Source organism: Gordonia marina (genome assembly GCF_052036135.1).
In the GTDB taxonomy this organism is placed as follows: Bacteria; Actinomycetota; Actinomycetes; order Mycobacteriales; family Mycobacteriaceae; genus Gordonia.
Genome location: NZ_JBPSDN010000091.1, coordinates 1 through 1,166, shown reverse-complemented (window position 1 = coordinate 1,166; position 1,166 = coordinate 1). Strand labels below are relative to the sequence as shown.

Annotated in this window: 1 rRNA gene; it reads left to right on the top strand. The window is 64.2% G+C overall.

The window, feature by feature from the left end:
• Window positions 1–111 (top strand): 5S ribosomal RNA (gene rrf, locus ACSEEN_RS21405); the annotation flags it as partial.
• Window positions 112–1,166 lie beyond the last annotated feature (1,055 nt).

Genomic DNA, 1,166 nt, shown 5'->3' with positions numbered 1-1,166 from the left:
GGCTATAGCGGAGGGGAAACGCCCGGCTCCATTCCGAACCCGGAAGCTAAGCCCTCCAGCGCCGATGGTACTGCACTTTAGTCAGTGTGGGAGAGTAGGACACCGCCGAACACAACCTCAAGGGAAGGCCCCGAACCAGTCATGGTTCGGGGCCTTCCCGCATCCGGGGCCAAACACACCACACCAACCACCGACCACGACCGCCCTCCGGCCGCGGTGGCGTCGCCGCGCTCCGCCACACACGCCCAGGACTCACGAAGTCCAGACCACACCGCCGGCGAGCCGAACCTCTATGACGGCCGAGCGAAGTCGAGGCCATGTCGTCAGCCGGCGCTCCTATGACGGTCGAGTGAACCCGCATCACGGTCCAGCGGAATCGAGATCATTTCACCTGTCAGCCGAACCCGCATGACGGCCAGCGAAGCCCGGACTCCGCCTCTGTCCAGAGGAGCCCGGGGCTCAATCTCGGTCTTACCCTCCAGTGATAGCGGCCACCCCGAACGATCGGGCGAAGAGAGACACGCATGCTGAGCAGGTGAACCCGCGATGGTCGCCGAGCAAAGTCGAGAACACCCTGTGTCCAGGAACGGCACCGACCAGGGTAAGAGCCACCAGCGCAGAGTTGCCGCGACCGGATTCCGGGGACCTGGCGGTGTCAGGGAAAGCGAGGGCTCACACCCGAAACGCGCCCAATAGGAGGCTTCAGTTGACGAGCATGTGTGACCCCAGCCGACCGCCGCGGGGTCACGACTCGATTCGACCGGCAGAACGTCATCGCCCCCCATGCCAGGGATGCCCGGCACCCATAACTCGTTCTCGCCCCCTCAACAATGAGGGCCAGAACGAGGAACCGGGCGAAAGGTGCAAGAATCTCGGCGCCGGGCCACTCCTATCCGACCGATACCACCTACCGACACTGGGGATGGTCTCGACTCCGCTCGACCATCATGGGCTGCGCTCGCCCGCAATATGGTGCACTTGACCGCTACAGAGCCGCGCTCGACCGGCAACGAGCCTCCGCTCGATCGCGCACGGAGGTTGTCGACGACGCGTGAATACTGACCCCCAGACGACGGGTGAAAGTTGACCCCCCTCGTCATTCTGGAGGGATGATTTCAGTGGAAGACTGGGCCGAGATCCGTCGGCTGCACAAGGCGGAGGGGTTG